This is a genomic window from Streptomyces sp. NPDC050485, assembly GCF_044458185.1.
Classification (GTDB): Bacteria; Actinomycetota; Actinomycetes; order Streptomycetales; family Streptomycetaceae; genus Streptomyces.
The window spans coordinates 21,961-39,790 of the sequence record NZ_JBITHR010000041.1 but is presented as its reverse complement, the minus strand read 5'-3'; the positions used below and the strand labels follow the sequence as shown (position 1 = coordinate 39,790).

Below are 17,830 nucleotides of genomic sequence, written 5' to 3'. Positions count from 1 at the left end.
CCAACATCGCCCGGACACGGTTCACTTCATGTACGTCCACACTCCCAACATGCTCGCGATCAGGACTAATAGGAAGACCTAACGGAGTCCTACTACGTGATGGCGTGGACACTCTCTCGGTTCGTGCGTCGCGTGAACGCGGCGCGGTAGGCGCTGGGTGTAAGTCCGGTTCGTCTCGACAGGTGCTGGCGCAGTGAGTCGGTGGTTGCGAGGCCGCTGAGGCGGGCGACTTGGTCCATCGGCAGGTACGTGGTCTCCAGCAACTCCTGCGCCCGGTTCACCCGCTGGTGGAGGAGCCATTGCAGGGGGCTGAGGCTGGTCTCCGCGTGGAATCTCCGCGTCAGAGTACGGACGCTGGTGCGGGCATGGGTGGCGAGAGCGGCACGCGTAAGTGGTTCATGGAGTCTTTCAAGTGCCCAGGCGCGTGTGTCGGCCAGCGAGGTGCCGTTCTCGGGTGGCAGCGGTGTTTCGATGAACTGGGCCTGTCCTCCGGGGCGTACGGGTGCTGCCACGACCAGGCGGGCGACGGCGTTGGCTGCTGCGGCGCCGTAGTCGGTGCGTACCAGGTGCAGGCAGAGGTCGATGCCGGCGGACAGTCCGGCGGAGGTCAGCACGTTGCCGTCCTCGACGTACAGCACGTCGGGGCGCAGGTCGACCTCGGGGAAGCGGCTGCGGAACTCGTCGGACTTGGCCCAGTAGGTGGTGGCGCTGCGGCCGTCGAGCAGTCCTGCCTGGGCGAGGACGAACGCTCCGGTGCAGATCGAGGCGACGCGTCTGTCAGCTGCCGACGCGCGCCGCAGCACTTCCAGTACGCGGGGGTCGATGTCCTCTCGGGCGCCGGTTCCGGTGACGATGACGGTGTCGGCGTCGGCGACGGCTTCCAGCCCGTTCGGGATGGCGACCTCCAAGCTGCTGCTGGTCGCGATGGGTCCTGGCCGGGCCGTGCAGATGCGCACCTCGTAACCGGGGCGGCCGTCCACGGACATCTCGCCGAGCACCAGCTCGGGGATGGACAGGTCGAATGTAGTGGCCGGGGGAACGGCGATGACGGCGACTCGATGCATGGCCCGAAACTCCAGTTGTTTGGCATTCGGGCCACTACCTTACGGATCACTCCGCAGGCAGGGTGGTGAGGGCGGCGCCGGGCTTGTTGGTCCGGTGGCGCGCTCCACTTCTATGACCAGGAGAGAACGCGTGTCCTTGCATGTCATCGTCGGCGCCGGAGCCACCGGATCGGCCACGGCCCGTCTGCTGGCCGACTCCGGTGAGCAGGTCCGTCTCATCACCCGCCGCGGCGGCGGGCCGGTGCACCCGCGGATCGAACGTGTCGCCGCCGACGCCACCGACACCGCCCGGCTTGTCGAACTGGCCACTGGGGCTGCAGTCTTGTTCAACTGCGCCATGCCTGCGTACGACCGCTGGCCGACCGATTTCCCGCCCCTGGCCTCCGCTCTGCTGGCCACAGCCGAACGCACCGGCGCGGTCTACGTCATGCTCGGCAATACCTACGGGTACGGGCCGATCGACGGCCCCGTCACCGAGGACCTGCCCATGGCTCCGACCAGCCAGAAGGGCCTCGTCCGGGCACGGATGTGGCACGACGCCTGCGCAGCCCACGCCGAGGGCCGGGTGCGGGTCACCGAGATCCGAGCCAACGACTACCTCGGCGCCGGTGCGTACTCGCCGTTCACGCTTATGGTGGGGGCGCAGGTACTGGCTGGCTCGCCCGCCTCGTACCCGGGAGACCTGGACGCTCCGCACAGCTGGTCCTATACCGGCGACGTGGCGCGCACTCTCGTCGCCGCCGCCCGGCACGACCAATCTTGGGGGCGGTCCTGGCACGTGCCCTCCGTGTCAGAGGCGTCGGTGCGCGAATTGGCCGCGCACCTCGCCGAGGCGGCTGACGCACCGGCACCGCGACTGCACCACATGACCGTGCAAGAGCTCCAGGACATCGGGCGCACCGATTCGATCATGGCGGAGTTTCCCGAGATGCTGTACCTGTACGACCGGCCCAACATCCTCGATGCGTCGTCGACCGCGAAGACCTTGGATGTAACTCCCACCCCGCTCGACGGCGTCCTGGCCGAGATGGCCGCGGAGCATGCCCGGTCCATGCGCTGACGGTTTGTCCGTCCCGGCCGTCGGACGTGGCTACGATGTGTACAGAGGACCAAGAGGGAGTCATCAGCTGAGGAAAGCTGCGGTCGTGTCCGCCCCGTTGGTCGCGGGGTTGCTCGCAAGGTCGGTCCTTGGTGTCCACCACCCCCTCTGGGCACGGCGGCTGACGGACGATGGGGCCCTGTACGCCGTCCGTCGGTGACCGCACAACCGTGCAACCTGTGTCAGTAACGACGCAGCGTGAGCCGGACACCACCGGAGGTCGCCATGGGACGTGCAGGCTGCGCGTCATCGCGTGAGTTCGGCGAGGAGCAGGGTCTCGGCGAGGCATGCGCGTTCGAAGTCCGCCAGGTGCAGGCTTTCGTCAGCACCGTGGGCGCGGCTGCCGGCGTCGGCTCCGGCGGAGGAGATGAGGATAGCTGCCTGGGGATAGGCGTCAGCAACCCTGCGACGAAGGGGATGGAGCCGCCGGAACCGATGTCGACAACGTCGTTTCCGTATGCCTCGCCGTAGGCCCTTCGTGCGGCATCGAATGCCGGGCCTCACGCATCGATGGCGAACGGCCGTGCGACCTCCGCCGACGACGGTGACCTGCAGGCCCCACGGCGTATGGTGCCGCAGATGCCGGGCAAGCGCCTTCCTCACCTTCAGCGCGTCATCGCCGGGCGCGACCCGCAGCCCTACCTTTGCCCTGGCCACCGGGGTGAGCGTAGGGGCCGAGGTGGCCACGGGGGGCGCGTCGATCGCGAGGACCGTGGCCGCAGGCTTGGCCCATATTCGCTCGGCGATGCTGCCGCTCCCGAGCAGCTGAGCGCCCTCGAGTAGACCAGCCTCGGCCCGGAATTCCGCCTCGGAAGGGCCGGCGCCGGGTGGCACCGCGGTGGCGAGGCCCTCGACGGCGACATTGCCCTGCTCGTCGTGCAGGGTGGCCAGCTGCCGGCACAACATGGTCAGCGCGTCCGGGGCGCCTATGCCGTGGCTGCCGGAGTGCACACCGCCCTCCAGCGCCCGTAGTTCCACCACGCAGGCGGCCAACCCGCGCAGGCGTACGCCGCCCGACGTCCACGCCCGCCTCGACATGCACGCCCTCCCGCACTTCGTCACCACGCTCGAAGCGTCCCCGGAGATCCAGCGGGCGACCCGGGTCATCGCCAACCCGGGCGCGCTGCAGCGCGGCCGGGCGGATCACCCTGAGCGGCGTCGAGGTGGTCCACACGGCCACCGGCGGCGAGAACGTCACCCTGCGGACCACCGGCGCCGTCACCCACGCCCTCGACCTCGCCCGCACCCCCGTCGCCTACGCCGACCTCGCTGCCGACCTCCTGCGAACCGTCCCCGGAGCGACCCCCGACAAGGTCGACGAACTGCTATACGGCCAGTGGCGGCACGCGTTCCTGCTAACGGACCTCCACCCGCCCCTGACCCACCTCGACCCCGCCAGGCACGTGCTCGACCACCTCGGCCGGATCCCGGCGGCCGCCTCCGCCCACGTCGACCTCACCGCGCTGCTCGCCGCGATCCGGGACTGGGAGAAGCACCCCCCCGACGTCGGCGCCGCCACCTTGCCGGCGCTCGCCGACCACGCCCGCCGTGTCACCGGCCTCGACACGGCCACGCCCCTGCAGGCCGACACGGCGCTGCCCCTCGCGGCCGGACAGGTGTCCCGCAAGGTCGCCGACACGGCCGTACGGGCGGCCGAACTGCTTCTGCAGCTCACCCCCTTCCCGGACGGGCTGCCGTACGTCACCGCGTACCGGCGCGCGTTCGAGGCCCGGTACGGAATCGACCGCGACGTGCCCGTCCTCGAACTCCTCGACCCCGTCGTCGGCCTCGGCACACCGTCCCTGACCGCCCCGGCCGCACCGCTCGGCACCACGCGGGCCGACACCCTGCTGCGCCTGGCCACCGAGGCGCTCCACGACCACCTGGCCAGTGTCGACCTCGACCAGAACGCCATCGACCGGCTCGCCCTCTGGGACGCCGCCCCGCAGAGGCTGCCCCTGTCGCTCGACCTCTACGCCATGGTCGCCGCCCCGTCGCCCGCCGCCATCGGCGCGGGCGACTTCCGGCTCGTGGTGGGCGCCAACATCGGCGCTGGAGCCGCTGGGAGCAACCTCGGCCGCTTCGCGGGCATGCTCCCCCCCGGGGCACCGACTGGACCTACGTCAAGCTCTACGGCGACCGACAGGAGGAGGACTCCCTGCTCGCCGACGGCGTCTGCGACCTCGTCCTCGCTCTGGCGCACCAGACGGACCGCCGCATCTTCCTGCGCTACCCGGACCCCGACCCTCACCTGCGGCTTCGCCTACGCGACAACTCCGACCGGCTCATCCCCGCACTCGGGGACCGGGCCGGGACACTCCTGGCGGACGGGTACCTGTCACGGTTCAGCTTCGATGTCTACGACTGGGAGGTCGAACGCTACGGCGGCCTCGCCGCCATGGACGCCACCGAGCAGCTCTACACCGCGGACAGCCACGCCGTCCTCGATCTGCTGGCCCCAGGCCGCACCGGGCAGATGCCGTTCGACGACGCGGCACTCGCCCTGCTCAGCATCGACGACCTGCTGGCAGGCCTCGGTCTAGACGAACAGGACCGGCTGCGCTCTACCTACCGGAGAACCCTCCGAGGGCGGCTCGCTGGCGCCGAATACCGCACGCGCCAGGCAGAGTTCTGCGAGCTGCTGCGCAGCCCGCCCCCTCACGGCATCGGCGACATCCTCGCCGAACGCCGCCGCCGGGTGGAGGACGTCGCCGCCCGGCTCGCCGACCTGGACCGTCGTCGGCTGCTCGACAGGCCGCTGCTCGACCTGTGCGACAGCTACATCCACCTGCACTGCAACCGCCTGCTGGGCCCGGACCGCACGGCCGAGCACCGCGCTGGAACTGCTCTGCCGCACACGGCAGAGCCTGGCCTCGGGGGCCAGGTGACCCCAGGACACGACAGGGGCCTGGCCTGCTCGATCACCTCACCCACCGGGAGTCCTCGTGCTGGAGACGGCAGCGGAACTCCCCGGCTCTTCTCGGCATCGTCGCCGTATTCGTGCGCCTCGTCCCCGCCTGAGCCGAACTGAACTCGACAAACCAGATGTGCGGCACGTCCAGACAGGTCCTCGACGCCGCCACCCGCGTCCTCGGCGCGGACCACATGCCGGCCTTTGGTCTCGGCCTGGTGGCGCGGGGCGGCGGGGAGCCGGTCGGGGAGCGTCACCCGCCGCGCCCGCAGGTCGATCTCCAGCGTGACGGTGCGGACCAGAGTGCTCGCCTGGCGCTCGCCGACGTAGAGACGCAGGCGGGCCTCGACCCGGTGGTCAACGGGGCTGAGCTGTACGTACTCGTTGCCCCAGGAGAAGTTCTCGACGTCGGGGGAGATCCGCACTCGGGCGGGAACCGTTCGCCCGGTGGGCACCTCGCGGTCGTTGAGCGGGTAGGCGGGGTCCTTCTCCCTCCTGGGCACTGTGTTCCCTACCTCGTCCGGGCCCGAGGCGCTGGTGGATACGCAGGTGCGGACCAGGTGGGCAACGGCGCGATCCCGTCGCGTGATCCACAGGGCGACGGCCGAGCCCTCGATGGAGATCAGTTCCTGGAAGTCCCAGTCGGACTGGGCGGCCTGCAGGTCGTTCCCGACGTGGCGCAGAGTGCGGGAGACGCGGCGGCCCAAGGGGTCTTCCGGGTCCGGGCGCGTGCTGCTGGGCGGGGATGAGGGCGGCGTCGGGGTGGTGCTGGTCGGAGATGACCCGCCACGGCCCGGGCGGCAGCAGGGCGGCCACTTCGCCGGCGAGCTGCACGGCCTCGGTCGTTTGCCCAGGATGGCGGCGGTGAGGCGGGCGGTGGACGGTGCGTCCCACGGGCCCTCCAGGATGAGGCTGATCCCGCTGGCTGGGCTGCCCAGGGTGACGCTGAGCCGCTTGCCGTTCAGCCAGGCCTCCGCGGGCCCGAACCGCACGAACAGTCCCGGCTCGCCGGTTACTCAGCGCAGTACGGCCTCCAGCAGGTCGGCGCCCAGCGCCGTCAGGTCGGGCAGATTGAGGGTGTAACGGATGTAACGGCCGTGCCGCCGTGGCGTGAGCAGGCCCGCGCGGCGCAGGACAGCGAGGTGGCGGGAAACCTCCGGGGGCGAGAGTTCCCAGGCGTGAGCCAGCTCACCGGTAGTGTGCGGGCCGCGGGCCAGGGTGCGCAGCAGCCGCAGCCGTACCGGATGTGCGAGTGCCTCCAGCCGCAGCGCGACCGTGTCCAGCGATACCGGCTCCGACGGACTCGGCTCGGCCACGGGGTACTGCACCACCGGCTGCCACCCGGGCGCGTGGACCGCCACCAGGTGCGGGCGGCCGAAGACACTGGGGATGAAGGTGACCCCGGTGCCGTGGGCGGCGGTCGCCTTGTCCTGCAGCTTGTCCACGATGATGCAGCCGCCGTCCGGTGCCAGGGTGACCGCGCCGGAGACCGATGCGAGTGCCGCTCCGATGCCCTGGCGCTTCAGCAGGTCGTTCTTCAGGCGCAGGTCGGTGGCGAGCCGCACGGCGACACCCGTCCAGGCGGCGTCGAAGAAGGCCTCAGCGCACTGTTCGAGTGTGTGGCGCACCCGCGCCCGCACCGCGACCGGGTCCGCGAGCAGCCGTTCCGCGAAGGCCTCTTGCCGCGCGCCGCGGGCCTGGGCCAGGTCCAGGGCCCGCCCGCGCGCGGTCGCGTCGGTGAGCGGCGACGATGTGGCGAAGTGGACCCGGTTGCTGCCGCACGTGGTGACGAGCGCGGCGGTCACATACGTTTCGTCGTCGATCCGGTCCACATCGTCCAACTCCTCGGCGAGGGTCGGCCGCGGCCGGGCGGGAAGCAGGAAGTCGGCTTGTGAGGAACGCCAGAGGAACTCCGCCTCCCGCAACCGCTCGGCCAGCTCCGGCGGCAGACCGGCCCAGACATCACCGGCCCAGCCGGCGAGCTGAGGATGATGCCCGGGTTCGGCCAGCACGTGCAGCATCGCGGTCAGCTCGGCCAGCGGGGAAGCGGCGAACCGCAGTTGCTCGGACGGCAGGCCGCTGATGTCGATCCTCAACGTCATCCGCTCATCATCACTGACTAGATGGCCGGTGACGGCGTCGGTTGACGGTGTCCGTCAATCGACGCAGCCACCCCGGCGGCCCGAACGCACCGTTGGCGCCATGGCAACCACCACCAAGATCCAGCCCCGCGTCCTGGTCCGTGCCTCCGGAGGCCCCCGCTACGCCGTCGCCCTGGCCGTGGACGCGCTCGGCACCGGCCTGCTGCGGCCCTTTCTGCTCCTGTACGGGGTGACAGTGCTGAGGCTGTCCGCACCGGCCACCGGCATCGCCATGACGGTCGGCATCGTCGTGGGTCTGGTGTGCATGCCCGCCGTGGGCCGATGGCTGGACCGCGGCGCACGCAGCACGGTTGTGGCAGCGTCGATGCTCGTGCGGGTGCTGGGCGTGGCACTGCTGCTGTCCACCCCGGCGGGGCAGGTCTGGCCGTTCGCGGCGGCGGCCCTCTTCCTCGGCATCGGCAATCAGGCCTGGCCGGCCGCCCACGCGGCTCTCGTTGCCACGGTCGCCCACGGCCGGGAACGCGACGCCGCTCTCGCGGCGAGCCGCGCCCTGCGCAACGCCGGCCTGGGCGCGGGCGCGCTCCTCGCCACCGCATGCCTGGCGGGCGGCAACACCGCACTGCAGGCGCTGGCAGCCGTCACCGGGCTCGCCTATCTCACTGCGGCGGCCTTGGTGTGGTCGGTCCACCTGCACGCGCATCCGGCCGCTGCCCCGGCCATGGACAGGGACGACGGGCCCGCGCCCCGGATGCGCGCGCTGCTGGCCGCCAACGTGGTCTACGTCTTCTGCCTCAACGTCCCCGAAATCGCGCTCCCTCTGGTCCTGGTGACACAGTTGCACGCATCCCCGGTGTGGTCGGCAGCCATCTTCGTGGCCAACACGGTCCTTGTGGTCATCCTGCAGGTCCCGGTCACCGTCCTGATGTCCCGCTTCTCCCGGCGGACCGTGCTGGCTTTCGCCGGCGTAGTACTCACCGCGTCCTACGTCGGCTTCCTCGCGGCCACCTCATTGGGACACGGCTGGGGAGCCCCGGCCGTCGCCACGGTGTCCGTGGTCTGCACCATCGGCGAGATCATCTACGCGGGCAGCGCCACCGCGCTCGTCACGGTCCTCGCCCCGGCCCACGTCCTGGGACGTACGCTGGCCCGCTTCGAGCTCTCCACGGGCTTCGGCCTCGCCATCTCCCCGGCGGTCATCACCGCCCTCGCACCCCACGGCCCGACCGCCCTCTGGGGCAGCCTCGCCGCCGCGACGCTCCTCTCGTCGTCGGCCGTTGCCACCGAGAAGGAGCCAGCAGCTCGGGCTTCTCCGGGGGGGGAGTTGAGGAGCTGTGCCAGAACCGCGATGCGGGAACAACACCACGAACCTCAGGGCAAGTTGGTCACGAACCTCGCTCGGTATGTGCGTACCACACCAACGACAGGGAGACCGTGAAGCAACGTGTTGATTCTTTACGGGCCCTTAGCGCTGCGCCCCACCACTGACGCCCAGGCGCCACTCGCGCGAGTGCACGACGTACGGCGGGTGGCCTCCCCTCGATCGCCAGCACTCCACAGCACTCAGGGGCTTCACAGGAAACTATTGATCACCGACCACACGGCGGGGCATCGATCATGTTCCGGTCATGTTCACGCCGTGGCCGGATCCATCCATCACATCATTTTCGGGGGGAAGACCCATGTTCAAGGCACACATCGCCAAGATTGTCGGCGTGGTCGCCGCCATACCCATGCTGCTGCTCGCCGCCACTGGCAGCGCGTACGCCGACGGGTATGGCATCACCTGGACTCAGAGGGCCACCGACCACTGCCTTATGTGGCACAACGGCTCAGACGGCTATTCGCTCACCAACGACGCCGTCTGCTGGAACGACGGCGCAAAGCAGGGGGTGGAGTGGGACGACGTTCAGGGCGGCCTGGAGAACCAGACCGGCGAGTTCTGGGCGGAGAAGGTGCACAACACCGGCGTCTGCCTCACCGCCTACTGGGCTTCCTCCGGCTCCAACACCGGCCCGGCGTACCTGGAACCGTGCAGCGGCCCCATCAACTACTACGAGCAGTGGAAGGAAGTGTCGGTCGGCAATGGCTTCCAGTTGGTGAACCGTGAAACGGGCTGGTGCCTGGACGGCAACGGCAATGGAAACATGTACACCTCGGCCTGCGACCCGAACCACAACAACAAGTACCAGATCTGGTACTGACAGGCGTGGGGATGCCCGCCTTCTCATCGGAGAGAGGGCGGGCACTGTCCCCACGGAGCCGATAACTGCGGTACAGCACAGGGGATTTCAAGGCCGCACCCTCACGCTCGCCGAGCAGCGCGACCTCTACCGGCGCTGGACCACCGCTCGCGGCATCCACCCGCACGAAGCCTTCATCGGCCTCACCGCCCTCCTCCACGCGGCCACCATCACCGAACTGCGCCACCTCACCGATACCTGCATTGATCCCGCCCGCCACACCCTCCAGTTCCCCGGGAGACAAACGGCTCTCCCCTTGGATCCCGCGACCTGGACAGCGCTCCAGAACTGCCTCGACCACCGCAGCCAACTGCAGACCGGCAACCCCCATCTCCTGGTCACCCGGCTCAGCCGGACCATCCCCGCCCCGGCAGGTCCCGCACACATCCGCGACAGCCTGGCCCCGGCAGGGTTGCTGCCCCGCATCCTGCGCTCCACCCGCCTGGTCACTCTCGCGGGGGTGTGTCAATTTAACGGACACTCCCGCTGGCGTTGTCTGATGGGCGACGTGGGGGTTGTGGTGGTTGGCGGCAGGGCTTTCAGGGTGGGGTTTTGTGTGGTGGGTGGTTGTGGGATGTCGTTCTTCTGCTGAAGGCCGGTGTCGTTTCCCGCTGAAGGTTTGCTGTCGCGTGTGTGGGTTTTCGGGGTGGGTCTGACTGTTCGGCCTGCTGGGCCGTCACTCGTTGGTGGGACGCAGTCCGGTGTGTCGTGTGAGGCGTGCGGCCGTGGATAGCGTTTGCGAGGCGGGGGCGGGTGTCTGCGGGAGGGGCTGGTGACTGAAAGCGGTCCCGGGAGTTTCACCGAATGGGTGGTGTCGGCTGTCGCGGGGCGGGAGGCGGCGGTCGCGCGCCTGATTGGCCTCGCTGGTCGCGGCGGACTCGGTTCTGTTCATGTGCGGTTGACTGCTTCGGCTTTGGGCGTGTCCGAGCGGATGGTGTGGAACTGGTTGTCGGTGGCCCGGCGTGAGGGGTGTCTGTCGGCTCGGACGCCGGCGCGGGTCATGACAGCCCCCGCGGCACCCCTCGCGATCTAGAGGCACATCGCGGTGCCAGCGCAGCACCGTTTCCGGACGCACCAGCAGGCGCAGCCTGCGAAGGACATGGCGTGGCAGCCGATGTAGCAGCGCTGCCAGCAACGCCCGATCAGCTGGGGAGAACCGCACCCTCGCCGCGCCCAGTTGACGCTCCAACACCGTGATCTGATGGCGCAAGGCCAGGATCTCGGAGTCCTTGTCCCGGGCGCTCATCGGCAGCAGGCGCAGTATGGCGAACGAGTTCGCCATACCCAGGTAGGCCAGTCGCAGCAGCACAGCCGATCATCATGCCGCAGCGGTCGACAACTGCGCGAGAGCGCCCGCCTGACCGAAAATGTCGACCTCCCGTACGCCCTGTCCACCAGCTCTCACCGGGGCGGATGAGGTTTTCGGCAGGCGCACCACCGCTGAAGCGGCCAGCACACCAGAGGGTGTTCCGCCCCTGTACTGGGCGGCAGCGTGTCGCGAACCTGCTTCTTGTCGGGAGCCAGTCGGTCTGGCGAGGCGGAACAAGTGCTCGCGTTCGGCATCGGTCAGCCGCAGGGCGCGGGCGAGCCCGGTCAGCACCTGGGGCGAGGGTGCGCTCGCCCGTCCCTGCTCAAGCTGGACCAGGTAGTCCGCGGACACACCGGCCAGGCGGGCGAGTTCCTGGCGGCGAAGACCGGGCGCCCGCCGGTTCGCGGCGGTGGGCAGCCCGAACTCCTCTGGGGCCGCCCGGTCGCGCCAGCCGCGCAGCGTCGCGCCGAACTCGCTGATCGGATCCGCCACGGCTGCGATCCTAGGGCGCGACAGCATGTCGGCACTCGCGCCGACCCGCGCCACGGCCCCTGTCGCAGCTGACCGGTCGTCCCCGAGGGAACCGGCCGCAAGGGGCTGACGGGGCTCACAGTCGCTTGGCGAACCAGTCCGCGATCAACTGCCGCGCGGGATCGGGGTCGTCGGCGTTGCAGTGCTCCTCGCCGCCGTCCGTGCCGTCGAAGACGCGCAGTTGCTTGTCGGTCGAGCCGGCGGCCTCGAACGCCTGCTCCGCGTCGGGCAACGGGATGCCCTTGTCGCCCGAAGCGTGCACGATCAGCAGCGGCTGGGTCAGATGCGGGATCGCGTCGGCGAGCCTGAACTCCCGGACCCGCACTAGTGCCTGCTCCATCGTCTCGGTACCCATCACCCACGGCAGCTGCCAGAACGGCACCGGGGTGTGCTTGGACCGGGTGTCCCAGCGGTGCTGCCAGAGCGCACCGTAGTCCCATACCCCGCCCCACGCGGCGACGGCCTTGATCCGGTGCTCGAAGCTGGCGCCGCGCGGCGCGTAGTAGCCGCCGAGGCTGATATCCAGTAGCCCGATCCGCTCGGGGTCGATGTCCGGGCGGGTGAGGAGATAGTCCACGATCGCGGTGGTGGGGACCTCGTAGTCGGGGCGGGACGGCACGCCGCGCAGCCGCAGCGGCTCCCCGGTGCCCGGAGTGTCGATCACCAGGCAGGCGATGCCGCGGTCGGCGAACTCGCCGCGGATGAACCCGTACAGCAGCTCCTTGGTGACGTCGAAGCCGTTGTAGAAGACCACGACGGGGGCGGGGCCGTCGACATCGCGGGCGGGGATGAGGTAGCCGGGCAGGATGCCGTCCGGCGACTCGACCTCCACCCGCTCCAGCGGCCGCTCCATCACAGAGACGGCCTTCACGAACGCCGCACGCGCCAGCTCGTAGCTGTTCATCTTCTCCGGCCCCGGCGGGGTCTGCCGCTCACCGGTCAGGTAGTAGTTGGACGCACGCAGGAACCGGTTGATGGCACTTCGCGGCAATCCGCGGCGAAGGTCCTCCTCGGCGAACTCCACCTGCAACGCGCCCGCTCTGTCCCACGCCCTCGTCCACGCGTCGGTGTCCGCCTCTTCGGTATCGCGCAAGGGCGCGAGTTGGCGGTCGATCTGCCCCAGATCGCCACCAGCCATGATCGACAACATCAACGCCGACGACCACATGTAATTCTTCGGGAAGTAGTTGAACATGAACGCTCCTTGATCCGGTCACCTCTGAGCAGGGTTATCCGCGATCCAGTGGAGCAAAACGGTCAAACGTGGTGATGGTAGTACCACCCGCACAGGCAGGCCCGAAGCGCCAGGGCCTGGGGCGACGTCGCAATCGACGGCACCCGATTGATCACCGGCCGACGGCGAATGGAGCCAGGGGCGAGTCGACAGTTCAGGAGTCCCGCTCCAAGCTCAAGCGCTTGGTCGACCGCAAGATCCTGGTCGAGACCGAGCCGGGGCTGTTCACCCGGCCGACGCCGTAACCGACCGGCGAGCCCACGACTGGCTCGCCCGCTCCAGCCGTAGCGAAGAAACGGGCATCAAGTCACATACCGCCCCCTCAAGTGGTGCGCGATCGGAGTGCAACTCTCGGGTTGCACCCGGAGAGTCGATGTGCAACTCTGGGATTGCATTCATCGGCGGTGAAGGAGCCCCTTATGAGCGAGGACCGGATCGAGTGCGAAACCCTGATCGAGGCATCCCTGGAGCAAGTCTGGTCGCTGGTGGTCCAACCCGGTTTCTGGGTGGCCGACAAGGCGAGCCTGCCCGGCACGGTGGCCAAAGAAGGTGAGTCGATGGTGGCGAAGAATGCCGAGCACGGCGACTTCCCGGTGCGGGTGGAGAGGGTCGAGCCGCCGACGTACCTCGCGTACCGCTGGACCAGTGCGTTCCCCGGAGAGGAGCTGCGTGAGGACAACAGCACCCTCGTGGAGTTCACGTTGACCCCGGAAGGCGACCAGACGCGGCTGCGCGTCGTCGAGAGCGGGTTCGCGGCGCTGGCCGGGTCCCAGGAGCTGCGCAGTCAGAACCTGAAGGACCACAGCGCAGGCTGGCCCCTGGAGCTCGGCGCGCTCAAGACTCGCGCCGAACAGCCCTCCATGTGATGGAAGAAGGTCCCGGCGCCGCCGAGGTCGTCGACAGCGTCCTTGCCGCGCTCGCCGACCCGACCCGACGTCAACTGCTCGAACTGCTCGCCGCCCAGGACGAGGCCACCGCGACGACACTCGCCGCACGGCTTCCCGTCTCGCGGCAGGCGGTGGTCAAGCACCTCGCCGTCCTGGACGCCGCCGGGCTGGTTTCCAGCAGCCGGGTCGGACGCGAGGTGCGCTACGCGGTACAGCCCGCGGCGCTGGATGCGACGGCGCGGTGGATGGCCTCACTGGCGGCCGACTGGGGCCGGCGGTTGGCGAAGATCAAGCGCGTCGCCGAGGCGGCGGAGCTGGACGCGCGCTCGGCACGACCCGACTGAAAGGAAGCAGATCATGGACACGACAGCACTTCGCAGCGCCTACGACAAGTTGCTCGATGCGGCGGCAATCCCCGACCTCGGCGAAGGCACCGACGGAGGATGGAACGCCGATCAGGTCTTGGCCCATCTCCTCAGCGTCGACGCCGCGACCGCGGCGGTGGCTCTTGGCGTCGTCGCCGGCTCGCGCCCCACCTTCGACAACCGGATCTCCCTCGACACCTGGAATCTCGACCGGATCATCGCCGAGCACTCGGGCCGGCCGGAATTGATTGATCATGTCCGGAGCCAAGCCGCGGTTCTCTGCGACATCGCCGATCAGCTCAACGAGAAAGCCGCCTCGGTTCTGGTGCCGACGATCCTCCTGTCCAACGACGCGCTCGTGCTGGACCAGCCGGTTCCGGTGGCGGGCCTCATCGATGGCCTCGCCGAGAATCACGTGCCCCTGCATACCCAACAGCTCCTCGACCTTCGCGTCGCCGTCCCTGGGAACACCTGAAAGGCAGCGAACGACGCCCGGCTGCCGGGCGTCCGTAGCGCATTACTCATCTTGGCATCGTCAACTTGAGTGTGGGCCTCTGTGAGACGATCACTTCGGTGTCGTTTCGGGGAGGGCCCCCTCGTCCAGACCGTGGCACCGTCGAACCGGGGTTTCCGCTTCCCGCCGGAGCTCATCGCGCACGCGGTGTGGCTGTATTTCCGCTTCCCGTTGTCCTTCCGCGAGGTGGAGGAGCTGCTGCTGGAGCGCGGGATCACCGTCTCGTACGAGACGGTGCCGCAGTGGTGTGACAAGTCCGGGGAGACGGACGCCAACGGGCTGCGCCGGCGTCGACCGCGCCCCGGCGGCAAGTGGCGTATGGACGAGGTCTTCATCAGGATCAAGGGGAAGATCCAGTACCTGTGGCGCGTGGTCGTCCAGGACGGCAACGTCCTGGACATCCTCGTCCAGCCGCGGCGCGACGCCCGGGCCGCCGAGTGGTTCTCCGCCGCCTGCTCAAGGGCTGCGAGTTTGTGCCGCGCGTCATGGTGACCGACAAGCTCCGCTCGTACGGGGCCGCCCACCGCACCGTGATGCCCTCGGTCGAACACCGTTCCTCGAAGTACCTGAACAACCGCGCGGAGAGCAGCCACCAGCCCACCCGACAGCGCGAGCGCGCCATGAAGAGATTCACCTCGCGCGGGCACGCCCAGAAATTCCTGTCCGCCTTCTCCGGGATCTCACCCCACTTCCGGCCCCGCCGTCACCTGCTCACCGCCCCCGACTACCGATCCGAAATGCATCATCGCTTCACCACGTGGCGGCAGGCCACCGGCTGCCCCGCGACCGCCTGAAGCAGCGGCATCCCCTGGCAAACCCCACCCAGACCGCCTCCAGCACACCTCAACTACCTACACAGCACCACAAGTTGACAACACCCGCAGCGGTCCTCGGGGGTGAGGACGTCGGCCCACTCCGGCTCGGTCAGGGCGTCTTGGATCATAAGGGTATTGAGGTAAACACCCTGCTGGTCCAAGAGGTTCTGGCCGAGCCGAAGTGGGCGGACAAGCTCACCGAGGCGGACCGGCGCGGCCTGTCCCCGCTGTTCTGGACGCATGTGAACCCGTACGGCCGGTTCGAGCTGAACATGAACAGACGCCTCGACCTGGACCTGACAGCCCGCGCCGCGCACCCCGAGGGCGAACCAGCTGCCGCCCCGGCGTGACAGGCTGGCTCAGCCGGTGCCGTGGACGACGATGCCCCTCCGCACGACCGTCATCCTGTAGGGGACCGGGCTCCCGCGACGGAAACTCGGATGCTGGTGCCGCACGGCCACCTCTAGGCTGCGCTCGCGGGGAGGGCGAGGCGCCGTATCGACCGTCAGTGGATCGGAGATGTACGGGGTATGACCAGTCAACTTTTCGCGATCTGCTTCAATACGACCCGGCCGTCGGGCCTGGCACGGTTCTGGTCCGGGGTCCTGGGCTGGGAGTTGGCCGACGGTCCGGACGACGACGTCGCGATCCTGCCGCCTGATACCGCCGGGTTCCGCATCCGTTTCCTGCCGGGCCAGGAACTGAAGATCGGCCAGAACCGGGCACACTTCGACCTGACGAGCACCTCCCCAGAGGATCAGCAGCAGACGGTGGTCAGGGCACTGGAATTCGGCGCGAAACACATCGACGTGGGCCAACTCCCGGAAGAGGGGCATGTGGTGCTCGCCGATCCAGACGGCAACGAGTTCTGCGTCATCGAGGCCGGCAACAAGTTCCTCGCCGACACCGGCTTCATCGGAGCGCTGGCCTGCGACGGTACGCAGGAGGTCGGTTACTTCTGGAGCGAGGCGCTGCGGTGGCCGCTGGTCTGGGACCAGGACCAGGAGACCGCGATCCAATCGCCGAACGGCGGTACCAAGATCACGTGGGGTGGTCCTCCGGTGGCGCCGAAGACGGGCACGAACAGGCTGTACTTCGAGCTGGCGCTCCCCGCCGACGCCGACTGGGAGGCGGAGGTCGACCGCCTGATCTCGCTCGGCGCGACGCGCACCGACATCGGCGAGGGCGACGGCGTCCGGGTGCTGATGCTCGACCCCGACGGCAACGAGTTCTCCGTACAGAGGCCCCGGTAGCGAGGCTGTTGTCGGGTGGGCTTGTGTTTCATAGGCGCACCTATGAAACACACTAGGGCGAAGATCGCCGGGCGCTGTTGCCGCCTCGGTCGGCCAGCGTGCCCTTGCCGAGAATCCCATCCTGCCGGGTCAGGAGTGTGGAGTCAGTCGGCTGGACCAGGGGCGCGATGGCCATGGTTGAGCGGCTCGGAGGCCTCTTCTTCGATGATCCGTGCGGCATGGTGATCCACCGTGCTGCTGCGACTGGGCTACCTGACGGTGACGAACGCGTTCGCGGTGCTGGGCCTGCTGCCGATGAGCGAGGGGGACAGGGACGCGGAGATCCTGGCGCTGCGCCACCAGCTTGCGGTGCTGGAGCGTCAACTGGGCACGGAGATGTTGCGGTTCACCCCGAGTGGTCGGGTGTTCCTGGCGGCGTTGCTTCACCGGCTGCTGCTGGATGTGCTGCGTCGGCTGCGTCGGCTGGTGCGCCCGGACACGGTGCTGCGGTGGCACCGCGACCTTCTCGCCCGCCGGCAAGCCGACCAGTACCAGTCGAGGCCGAAGCGCCCGGGACGGCCGCGGACCTGCGCTCCATCCGCGCGCCGGTCCTGCGCCTGGCGCGGGAGAATCCCCGTTGGGGGTATCGGCGCGTCCACGGAGAGCTGCTGTTCCTCGGGGTGAAGGTGGCTGCCTCCACCGTGTGGGAGATCCTGCGGGAGGCCGGGATTGACCGGGCACCCGAGCGCGCCTCCAGTACCTGGGCCGACTTCCCGCCTTCCCGGGCCGACGCCCTGCGGGCCTGCGACTTCCTGGAGACGGCCACGCTGTCGGGGGCGCGGATGTACGTGTTCGCGGTGATCGGGCATGGCAGTCGCCGGATCCGGATGCCGGGCGCCACCGCGCATCCGACCGCCGCCTGGGTGGTGCAGGCCGTGAAGAACCTTGTCATGGACCTGGGGGACGCCGGCTGCCGGGCGCGGTTCCTGATCCGCGACCGGGACGGCACGTTCCCGGCCTTGTTCGACGCCGTCCTGAACGATGCGGGGATCGAGGTCGTGCTCAGCGCGGTCCGGATGCCCAGAACGAACCCGGTCACGGAGCGGTGGGTGCAGACCTGCCGGCGCGAACTACTCCACCGGACGTTGATCTGGAACCAGCGCCACCTGCTGCACGCCCTGCGGGAGTTCGAACAGTTCTACACCTCCCACCGGCCGCACCAGAGCATCGCGAACGCCCGCCCGCTCCGTCCCCTCCCCCCGCCGATCGCCGATCGCCGATCCGGAGCAGATCGCCCGCCTTGACATACAACGACGCGAGCGTCCGGGCGGCACCCCCCCCACGAGTACCGACATACCGCGTGACCTGCGCGGATGAGATTCTCGGCAAGGGCAAGGCACCAAAGGGCCCCGAGACCCCGCCCTTTTATGGGAGCGCCCCTTGGCCTCCTGGGATAGCGAAGCGGCCACGAAGACGTTCACCCGCCTCCATCTGCCCTGGCTCGACGCTATCAGCAGGCACGCCGCG

Annotated in this window: 13 protein-coding genes and 4 pseudogenes; 12 read left to right on the top strand and 5 right to left on the bottom strand. The window is 69.2% G+C overall.

Annotated features, from left to right (window positions below):
* Window positions 1-92: 92 nt before the first annotated feature.
* Window positions 93-1,064: a GlxA family transcriptional regulator gene (locus tag ACIBK6_RS39520; RefSeq protein ID WP_399057839.1), complete on the bottom strand. Its 972-nt coding sequence runs from the start codon at window positions 1,062-1,064 to the stop codon at window positions 93-95.
* A gap of 130 nt (window positions 1,065-1,194) precedes the next feature.
* Between ACIBK6_RS39520 and ACIBK6_RS39515 the strand changes: the two genes are divergently transcribed.
* Window positions 1,195-2,124 carry an NAD-dependent epimerase/dehydratase family protein gene (locus ACIBK6_RS39515; protein ID WP_399057837.1) on the top strand — a complete coding sequence of 310 codons (930 nt, stop codon included), beginning with the start codon at window positions 1,195-1,197 and terminating at the stop codon, window positions 2,122-2,124.
* 285 nt (window positions 2,125-2,409) lie between these two features.
* Here ACIBK6_RS39515 and ACIBK6_RS39510 read toward each other — a convergent pair whose 3' ends face one another.
* Complete coding sequence (locus tag ACIBK6_RS39510) at window positions 2,410-3,201, bottom strand: peptidase dimerization domain-containing protein (protein WP_399057835.1); 792 nt, start codon at window positions 3,199-3,201, stop codon at window positions 2,410-2,412.
* Between the two features lie 104 nt (window positions 3,202-3,305).
* Between ACIBK6_RS39510 and ACIBK6_RS39505 the strand changes: the two are divergent.
* Both ACIBK6_RS39505 and ACIBK6_RS39500 read left to right on the top strand, forming a co-directional pair.
* Window positions 3,306-4,253 (top strand): annotated as a pseudogene (locus tag ACIBK6_RS39505) (lantibiotic dehydratase); the annotation flags it as partial.
* 68 nt (window positions 4,254-4,321) lie between these two features.
* Entirely contained in the window at window positions 4,322-5,194 is an 873-nt protein-coding gene (locus ACIBK6_RS39500; RefSeq protein WP_399057845.1) for a thiopeptide-type bacteriocin biosynthesis protein, read from the top strand.
* An 896-nt stretch (window positions 5,195-6,090) separates the two neighbouring features.
* Here ACIBK6_RS39500 and ACIBK6_RS39495 read toward each other — a convergent pair.
* Complete coding sequence (locus ACIBK6_RS39495) at window positions 6,091-7,176, bottom strand: DUF5937 family protein (protein WP_399057833.1); 1,086 nt, start codon at window positions 7,174-7,176, stop codon at window positions 6,091-6,093.
* Between the two features lie 100 nt (window positions 7,177-7,276).
* Here ACIBK6_RS39495 and ACIBK6_RS39490 point away from each other — a divergent pair, with 100 nt between their 5' ends.
* Together ACIBK6_RS39490 and ACIBK6_RS39485 are read left to right on the top strand one after the other, a co-directional pair.
* Window positions 7,277-8,611 (top strand): MFS transporter, encoded by a 1,335-nt coding sequence (locus ACIBK6_RS39490; RefSeq protein ID WP_399057831.1) that lies wholly within the window; start codon window positions 7,277-7,279, stop codon window positions 8,609-8,611.
* A 244-nt stretch (window positions 8,612-8,855) separates the two neighbouring features.
* Window positions 8,856-9,377 carry a hypothetical protein gene (locus ACIBK6_RS39485; RefSeq protein WP_399057829.1) on the top strand — a complete coding sequence of 174 codons (522 nt, stop codon included), beginning with the start codon at window positions 8,856-8,858 and terminating at the stop codon, window positions 9,375-9,377.
* A 1,357-nt stretch (window positions 9,378-10,734) separates the two neighbouring features.
* On the opposite strand, the gene ACIBK6_RS39480 is transcribed toward ACIBK6_RS39485, so the two are convergent.
* Window positions 10,735-11,217: a helix-turn-helix domain-containing protein gene (locus ACIBK6_RS39480; protein ID WP_399057827.1), complete on the bottom strand. Its 483-nt coding sequence runs from the start codon at window positions 11,215-11,217 to the stop codon at window positions 10,735-10,737.
* A gap of 115 nt (window positions 11,218-11,332) precedes the next feature.
* Complete coding sequence (locus ACIBK6_RS39475; protein ID WP_399057825.1) at window positions 11,333-12,451, bottom strand: alpha/beta hydrolase; 1,119 nt, start codon at window positions 12,449-12,451, stop codon at window positions 11,333-11,335.
* A gap of 458 nt (window positions 12,452-12,909) precedes the next feature.
* On the opposite strand from ACIBK6_RS39475, the gene ACIBK6_RS39470 reads away from it, so the two are divergent.
* The 7 genes and pseudogenes from ACIBK6_RS39470 to ACIBK6_RS39440 all read left to right on the top strand — a co-directional run bounded on the left by ACIBK6_RS39470 (window position 12,910) and on the right by ACIBK6_RS39440 (window position 17,667).
* On the top strand, window positions 12,910-13,356 hold the full coding sequence (locus ACIBK6_RS39470; RefSeq protein WP_399057823.1) for an SRPBCC domain-containing protein: 447 nt from the start codon (window positions 12,910-12,912) through the stop codon (window positions 13,354-13,356).
* A complete protein-coding gene (locus ACIBK6_RS39465; RefSeq protein WP_399057821.1) occupies window positions 13,356-13,721 on the top strand; it encodes an ArsR/SmtB family transcription factor in 366 nt (121 codons plus the stop codon). Before ACIBK6_RS39470 ends, ACIBK6_RS39465 begins: the two co-directional genes overlap by 1 nt.
* A 13-nt stretch (window positions 13,722-13,734) precedes the next feature.
* Window positions 13,735-14,217, top strand: coding sequence for a hypothetical protein (locus ACIBK6_RS39460; protein WP_399057819.1), 483 nt, complete (start codon window positions 13,735-13,737; stop codon window positions 14,215-14,217).
* Window positions 14,218-14,349: 132 nt separating this feature from the next.
* A pseudogene (locus ACIBK6_RS39455) lies at window positions 14,350-15,050 on the top strand (IS6 family transposase).
* A 155-nt stretch (window positions 15,051-15,205) separates the two neighbouring features.
* A pseudogene (locus tag ACIBK6_RS39450) lies at window positions 15,206-15,421 on the top strand (Tn3 family transposase); the annotation flags it as partial.
* Window positions 15,422-15,601: 180 nt separating this feature from the next.
* Window positions 15,602-16,324, top strand: a complete 723-nt coding sequence (locus ACIBK6_RS39445) for a VOC family protein (protein ID WP_399057817.1) — start codon at window positions 15,602-15,604, stop codon at window positions 16,322-16,324.
* A gap of 231 nt (window positions 16,325-16,555) precedes the next feature.
* Window positions 16,556-17,667 (top strand): annotated as a pseudogene (locus tag ACIBK6_RS39440) (integrase core domain-containing protein).
* The last annotated feature ends 163 nt before the right edge of the window (window positions 17,668-17,830 follow it).